General features: G+C 59.7%; 5 protein-coding genes. 1 reads left to right on the forward strand and 4 read right to left on the reverse strand.

What is annotated here, in order from left to right; translation table 11 throughout:
* Positions 1–41: 41 nt before the first annotated feature.
* The gene (locus tag B4C31_RS05960) at positions 42–3,431 is read right to left on the reverse strand and encodes a glycoside hydrolase family 3 C-terminal domain-containing protein (protein WP_291531727.1); all 3,390 of its coding nucleotides are present in this window, start codon (positions 3,429–3,431) and stop codon (positions 42–44) included.
* A 244-nt stretch (positions 3,432–3,675) separates the two neighbouring features.
* Between B4C31_RS05960 and B4C31_RS05965 the strand changes: the two genes are divergently transcribed.
* Positions 3,676–4,707, forward strand: a complete 1,032-nt coding sequence (locus B4C31_RS05965; protein ID WP_291531728.1) for an AraC family transcriptional regulator — start codon at positions 3,676–3,678, stop codon at positions 4,705–4,707.
* 195 nt (positions 4,708–4,902) lie between these two features.
* On the opposite strand, the gene B4C31_RS05970 is transcribed toward B4C31_RS05965, so the two are convergent.
* From B4C31_RS05970 to B4C31_RS05980, 3 genes are all read right to left on the reverse strand, one after another.
* Positions 4,903–5,718, reverse strand: a complete 816-nt coding sequence (locus B4C31_RS05970; protein WP_291531729.1) for a fumarylacetoacetate hydrolase family protein — start codon at positions 5,716–5,718, stop codon at positions 4,903–4,905.
* A gap of 33 nt (positions 5,719–5,751) precedes the next feature.
* Positions 5,752–6,567 carry a YggS family pyridoxal phosphate-dependent enzyme gene (locus B4C31_RS05975; RefSeq protein ID WP_291531730.1) on the reverse strand — a complete coding sequence of 272 codons (816 nt, stop codon included), beginning with the start codon at positions 6,565–6,567 and terminating at the stop codon, positions 5,752–5,754.
* 144 nt (positions 6,568–6,711) lie between these two features.
* Positions 6,712–7,809: a class C sortase gene (locus B4C31_RS05980; protein WP_291531731.1), complete on the reverse strand. Its 1,098-nt coding sequence runs from the start codon at positions 7,807–7,809 to the stop codon at positions 6,712–6,714.
* Between the last annotated feature and the right edge of the window lie 164 nt (positions 7,810–7,973).

Below are 7,973 nucleotides of genomic sequence, written 5' to 3' on the forward strand. Positions count from 1 at the left end.
CGGCGGATGAATCGCCGTGCAGCGTTGGTTCCCATACCCGTTTACCGGTTGATCGGCACGCGCCGCTTCGCCGAGAAGAAAGCTGCGGCTAGGTTGAACAGCCCGGCCACCGCGATCATCAGCAAGGCCCCAATGATGCCACCGGCGATACCGTCCTGCGAGATGCCCAAGACGCCGGTGAGCAGATAGACCAGTCGCGATTTCAGCAGCAGACCGAACGACAGGGCCATCAGCAGACCCGTCACCAGATTGCCGTATCGGAACGGATCACCCACCGCCGTGACCAGTAGCATGACAACCGCCGCTACCATCGCCACCACGGTCGGTATATCCAAGCCATACGAATCGTTAGAGGCGGTGATATACATCACTCCGGCCACCATCATCACCATGGCCCCGATGATGCCCAGCACGCAACCTGCGCCGCGCCTGACCCGGGTTCCGTCGACCATTTCCAAGCAAGCCAGCTTCCGATAACGCCTGTCAGCCAACACGGACCAGATGGTGAACAACGCCGCGATGACGCCCATAACCACGCAGGCCACGATGAGCGCAGCCTTCCATGCCGGTGTCGCCTGAACGACGGTGGCACCTGCGCTCATGCCATTCATGGCGTTGCTGTTGACGTTGACATACAGGATGCGATGGCATGCCTGTCGCAATGCGGTGAGCAGTTTCAGATCGTGCGGCGCGTTTTCCAACAGCAGCTGGTCGTAACGATCAGGCACGAACACCACAAACTTGTCGGTGCCGTACGTGATAGCGTACTCCTTCATATACGGCTGGATGGCGTTATCGGTGACCACATAGCCGTCGAACCCCCATTCCGCACGCAGAATGGAATCCTGCATCTCACTGTCCTGCCCGATCCAGTCCACGCCGATGCGGGCCAGGGTGGTCATGACGTTCCGGGCATGCCCCACGGTGATGGCACCCTCGAATCCGCGCAGGCCGTTCTCTCTGGCCGTCTGCTCGTTCAGGAATGTCGACAGGCCGAACCGGTTCGTCTCATAATCGTTGAACGCGAAGTGCTTGACCGCGCAGATTGCACCGTTGCTCTGGATGCCGGAAGCCATTTCCGCCCCGAGGATATACGTCATCTGACTGTCCTCGGAATAGTATTCGAAGTTGCGCCCCGAATACGGCGTGCGATGCAGATTCAGGCCCGGCGCCCAGATTTCGGTCTGCTCGGTGTACAGGGAATCCTCGCCGAACATCCTGCCCTGCTCGTAAACCAGGTTACGGTTGAACGCGCTGGCGATCAGCGACTGCGATGGATACATTCTCGGGTTGATCGAGCTGTAGTTCTCGATGCCGGGGAAGATCGTGCTGCCGTGATCATATTTCGACGAGTAGTTGGTTACGATGCCGGAAGGCCCATCGTTTTCGATGGTGCCCGGATACCCCACATTGTCAATGCCGTTGGTGGCACTGAAGTTCTTGGCCGTCAGATCAACCATATCCTGCAGCGTCATCTGTTCCAACAACTGATCCCACAATGGATCGTCATAATCCTTGCCGATGAGGCCAACCAATTCGACGCCGTTGTCAACGCCCATGACGATGGACGACGTATCCTCATCACCAGGTTCATATACCTGGGCCAGCAGATGCGTAATCATCTCGTCGGTCGCGGTCAGGTTCTCCTGGCTTTCAGGCCAAGTTCCAGACCAGTCGCTTCTGGACAGATAGGAGATCTGCCGATCTTCTGGCATCCACGTGTTCAGGTCGGCGTGGGCGAGATGGTTCTCCACCGTCACGTCGTTTGTTTCACGGACCAGCCCGTTCTGCGTGGTGAATCCGTTATCGCTGAATTCGGGGACTTCCAAGGTGGTGAATGTCCCGTTCGTCCATGTCGACACCTTGGAAGCGTCGCCGTCGGCATCCATGCCGCGAGAGGCGTCGTATCCCTTGGCCGCCAGGATGTTGTTCAACGCGTCATGCGCATCCGAACCGATGGCGAAACGGTAGTCGCCGTCGTCCAGAATCCAAGTGCCTTGCCCATAGGTATCATAGCTGGCCACGCTGTACAGGTCCGCGTTCAAGGCAATCGTCTGGCTCTGCCCGGGCTCCAGCGTGTCAGTTTTATCAAACGAAAGCAGCTGGACGGAGGATTTCTCCACTCCGTTGTCAATGTCGTACTGCGTATACGGACTCTGCGCGTACAGCTGCACCACCGACTTGCCGGGAACATCGCCCGTGTTGGTCACCTTGACAGTGGCAACCACAGCGTTGTCCGCTACACGAACGTTCTCCAACTCCTGTTGGAATGTGGTATACGACAGGCCGTAGCCAAAGCTCCATGTCACCTCGTCGTCATAGTCCCAAACGCCTTCGGAAGCGAAGGTACCGGTTTCCGAAGAAGCATTGCCCTGCTGCAGCACGGTGTCCTCATACCGGGTCTCGTAATACTTGTATCCGGTGTAGATACCTTCCTGCTGTACCAAGTACTTGGTATTGTTCTCGGCCTTTCCGTTCTCGGACGCCGCGGTGATCTCGTCCGCATTCGAATACGAATAGTCGCCGTGGTTGCTCATCGCCGGGGACGACAACGAATTGGCGGCGTACGTATCCGTCAAGTGTCCGGACGGGTTCACCGTACCCGCCAATATGCTGCCAAGGGATTTGGCGCCGCTCATACCCAGACCGCCGCATTGCAGAATGGCGTCGATCTGTTCGTCGTCATTCAGCTCATCCAGTTCCATGGCCGATGGGGAATTCGCAATGACCACGACCGTATCGAAGTTCCCCTTCGCTTCCTCAATCAAGTCACGCTCATCCTGGTTCAGACGGTAATACACTTCGCCGTCATTAAACTCACCGGATGGGGCCTCGTTGCTTTCCCCGGAGTTGCGGGTCAGGACCACGATTGCAGCATCCCCGTACTCGTCGTACCCCTTATCGTCCGGATACGACGACAGAGGTACCTCGCCGATTGCGTAGCCGCTGTTGCCGCCGGCACCGCCGTTGATTCTGGAGACACCACTGTTGCTGTAGAAATCCCACATCGTTGGATTCACCGAGAAACCGGCAGCTTCCAGACCCTCCTTCAATGTGGCGTTGATGCCAGTGCCCACGTTGCCGATGATGCCGGCACCGGATGCACCGGCATAGATGAGATCCACTGATCCGCGGCCCAACGCGGTCACTTTGCCGTTGCCAGCCAACGGCAGCGCACCGTTGTTCTTCAACAACACGATGCCCTCATCAGTCAGGTCCTCTGCCAACGCCACTTTGGCCTCCATCATCTCATCGATGGAGTCGTATTCACTGGCGTAATACGTGGCGCCGTCACCGCCCTGAACCTCGAACGACGTGATGCCCATGAAACTGTTCAGTTCATTCTGAAACGAGCCGGCGAGCGCGGTCACGCACGCCAGCAGCACACATAGGCTGCCGAACAACGTGGCCCCGGCACGACGCCGCTGCATTCTTCTGCGGAGTTTTACCGCAGACGGCTGTTTGTTATCTGTTGTCATTGTCATCATCCTTGATCCGTATATGAACAGCTTGGATACAGTGTTGCCAACCATGCAACATTCGCTATATTCCAAGCTTATTTATATGCTAGATTCAGGATGTCGAAAGTTTCTATGCGATTGGACGACTTCCCTCTTGCATATTTTACCTGAGACGATCAGTCATCCCTCACCGAATCAAACGCACGGAGGCATCATGGCATTGACCGAATACTGGCAAACCGTCATCATCAAGGATGCGCTCAACCCTGCCCTCATCCAGCAGCAGGAGAGGAACGCCGCGCCAGCCAACCCCCAGCAGATCATCGATGCGTCCGCGTTCTCGGTGCTGTATTGGGAACTGACAGAGCAAGGAATCGAAGTCATTCTGGATTCGCTCGATATGACGCATTTAACGCACGTCAGCGGGGTGTTCGAGGAAGGCAACAGGGGACCGGTGCACAGCCATTCCTACCTAGAGATTTCCTATGTGGTGCAAGGTGCCTATTCATTTGTTCTCAATGAGAACATTGTCACCATTCCACAGGGGAACGCATGCATCATCGCCCAGAATGTCGCCCATCAGGACATTCAACGTCATGACGGCAGCAAGATCATCTTCCTGCGGGTCACGGCGGACGACTTTCGCGCCGTGTTCTCCGAACGATCCGAGTGGGAGGTACAGAACATGCTAAGTAAACTCGTCATGCGCCAACACGACCAGTACAGCATCATGCAGTTCTCCCCCATATCCCGCAACAACGATGCCGATGTCCTGATCGAGCTCATCTGCCGCGAAACGCATGAGAAACGCATCGGGGCGCGCCTGATCATCCATGGATTGCTGCTGCGGCTTCTGGACACGCTGCGTTTGAGATTCCGCATCAAGCTCAAGCAGGAGGAGCAGGTATCCCTGCAACGGACCCTCGTATCAGACATCAGACGACTGATTCACGAACGGTACGGCAACGTGGAACTCACAGATCTTGAACAGTGCTTCCACTACAACAAGGATTACTACAATCGTCTGCTACGCGCCTACACCGGGCTCACGTTCCAGACATACAGACAAAATGTAAGGCTCGACGCCGCACGTTCATTCATCACGCAGGACAACATGCCGGTAACGGAGGCCGCGCACATCGTCGGCTACCACAACATGGGGCACTTCTACCGGCTATTCAGGGAACGATTCGGCATGCTGCCCGGAGAGATGCGTCGGAATACGGAAGTCACCGGTACCGCGTAGCAAGACGCAGCAAGAAAGGGACATCCCGCGCGTTACAAGGCCAGCCATATCCGACAAGCCTATAATCGCGGGAACCGGCCCCACGATACACGAGGTCCGCCCCTCCATTCCTTCCTCAGAGGATGACCCATGCCGATTGCATGTCTTTCGCTCCCATCTACAAGCGGACCACTCATGTACGCCCCTACCCAGGTCTCAGCCTTGAACCACCACATTCCTCAACGAGCCGACGCCCTCCACATGTACCACGGCCTCGTCGCCCGGCTTCAGTGAGCCGGAGGCATGCGGGGTGCCGGTCAGGATCACGTCGCCGGGCAGCAATGTGGCATAGCTGGAGATGGCGGCGATCTGCTCGGGAATACCGTGGATCAGGTTGGCCGTGGTGCCGCTGGCCTCGGGCACGTCCTCACCGTTGAGGCTGAATGAAATCCGCGCGTCACGCCAGTTGAGCTCGGTTTGGATCCACGGGCCCAGCGGGCAGGCCGTGTCAAAGCCCTTGGCGCGCGTCCACATCGGATCGAGCTTCTGCAGGTCACGCAGCGTCACATCATTGGTGCAGGTGAACCCCAGCACATAATCCATGGCCCGCTCCACCGACACATTCTTGGCGATCCGCCCGATGACCACCGCCACCTCCGGCTCATAGTTCATGTCATGCGAGGCACCCGGCATGACAATCGGATCATCCGGCCCGATGACCGACGTGGACGGCTTCATGAAGATCATCATGTCCTCCGGCGCATGGGCGATGTCCGAATGCCCGGCCTCATGCATGAACTGCGCATGCGCCTCATAGTTCTTGGCCAAGCCGTAGATCTTCGAGGGGATGATCGGCGCCAGCAGCCGGATGCCATCAGCATCCAGCGCATACCGCTCGCCGGTCGGGTTCACGCGCGAGCCTCCGAGCGGATACCCGTCGAGCGCCACCAGATAATCCTTCTCCTCGGCCTCGTCATACTGCACGAAGGCGTACTGCGGAACATCATCATGCGAAAAACGTGCGATTCTCATGCTTCACAGTCTACGCGCGGCCCTTCTCCTACCTCACTTGAACGCGCGCTCGCCGAAGATGGCCGTGCCCACGCGCACAATGGTCGACCCTTCTGCAATTGCCAGTTCCATATCCTGCGTCATGCCCATGGAGAGTTCAAGGCAATGCTGCGTCCCCGGATCCCCGGAGGCCAGGATCTGTTCACGCAGCCGCCGCAGATGCGCGAATCCGGCCCGGATGACCCGCTCATCATCCACGTGTGCGCCGATGGTCATCAGTCCTTGCAGCTCCACACCGCCCATCGCGCCGATCCGTCGGGCGATATCGAGCGCGAACGCCGGATCGCACCCGGATTTGGAGGCTTCGCCGGATTCGTTGACCTCAAGCAGCACCCCCACGGTGATTCCGGCGGCCACCGCCCGCCGCGCGATCTTCTCCGCGAGCTCGACGGAATCGACCGATTCGATGGTGTCCACAACCGGCAGGACCTTGTTGATCTTGTTCGATTGCAACTGTCCGATGAGATGGAACGGAATGTGTTCGCCGGCAGCCGCGTCACCGCCGTCCGTCCCCAACGCATATCCGCGCTCCCGGCACAGCCGCCGCAAGCCCTCGACCTTGGCTACGACCTCCTGTGGCCGGTTCTCCCCGATCATCCGCACACCGGCATCAATCGCCGCCATGATCTCACCGACGTCGCGGGTTTTGGTGGCCGCGAGCAGCCGCACGGATTCGGCTTCGCGCCCAGCGGCGCGTTCGGCCTCCGCAATGCGGTCGAGCACCCGATGCACCCCGTCCGCAATCTGCCGCGACCGTTCCGGGCCGATCAACTCGTTCGCCAGATCCTTGTGTTCCATGTATGCAGCCATAGCCAGCTCCCCGCCGATTCCGCGTTCTGCGTTCCGTCACGATTCCCAGTCCATCGTAGTCCGCAGGCGGACCAGGTCAATGGGACCAGGTCAACGACTGTCACCCGTTGTCCATTCAGAGGCCCATCGCCCGAAACCCGAGATCTACCAGTGCTTCGGCCAGCGAGCCCCGTGCCGCATCGGGTTCCACGGCCCTCGCCGCAGGAACGCGACCAGAAGCAGCAGTGGCAGCAGCGTGCCGGATACGGCGATCGCCGCGGCCACGCGAGGGTCATGCGGCGCTTCCTCGATGGGCGGGATATCGCCCGGAATCGCCGCCCGGACGCCGGAGACGAGCAGTCGGTGCGTGTTCACGCCATACGGGGTGCAGGTCATCAGCGTGACACGATCCTCACCCTCCACGATTTTCAGCCGCGAGGTGTCGTCGGGTTCGATGACCTCGATCCGGTCGACCCGATAGCCCAACGTCTCGCCCATCACGTCGATATAGAAGTAGTCGCCGACTCGCATCTCATCGAGTCGGGTGAACATCATGGCTTCCACCAAGCCTCGATGCCCGGTGATCACCGAGTGGGTTGATTCGCCGCCGACCGGCAGGCTCGACCCGTACAGGTGCCCCGCGCCCGATGCCAGCGCCGACTCCGAGGTGCCGTGGTAGATCGGCAGATCCACCGAGATCTCCGGGATGCGGATCGCCCCCATCACACCGCCACCCGCGTCCAACAACGACTGGTATTCCTCGTCCTGCGCGGAGGCGGAGTCCTCGCCCGCGGCGTGAGAGCCGCCCGCCTCGGCGGAGAACGGGTCGCGCGCCTCGCCCAGCACGGGTTGCCCCGATGCGGCCAGCCGCTCGTTGTAGGCGTGGGCGGCGGCCAGCGACTCCTCGGCCTGCGGGTATGGCCATCCCGCCACGCGTTCCGCCGCGGCCGACGTGGTGTGCGCCAGCCGCACGTCCGACTGGTACTGCAGCACCATCGGGTATCCGATGACGCACAGCGCCAGTACCAGCAGCAGCACCGACAGGATCCGCAATCCCCACATCGACCGTCGCAGGCTGCGCTGCCGCTTCACCAGATCGGATATGTCAATCGCTTCCAGGAACGGCGTCGGCACGAACTCCCCCGATGCCGACGTTCCCGCGTTGTTGTCTCCGTCGATTCCCCCTATCGTGGCGACGTCGCCGCGATCATGCGACGCGCGCCGCCGGATGTCGGCGTTCCTCCTGTGATGTGAGCCGCGCATACCGCTCCTTCCAGACCGAACGTGTTCCGACGCGTCGCGCCCCGTTTCCCCCGTATACGACGTGACATGGCGGTCGTCCTTCGATTGCAAGCATAGTGCCAACCGTTAGACGGTTTGTGCCATCCGAGAATCCCCCGATATGAACTGCGCCCCGTTTGTTGGAC

It is taken from the genome of Bifidobacterium sp. UBA4282 (assembly GCF_002394995.1).
In the GTDB taxonomy this organism is placed as follows: Bacteria; Actinomycetota; Actinomycetes; order Actinomycetales; family Bifidobacteriaceae; genus Bifidobacterium; species Bifidobacterium pullorum_B.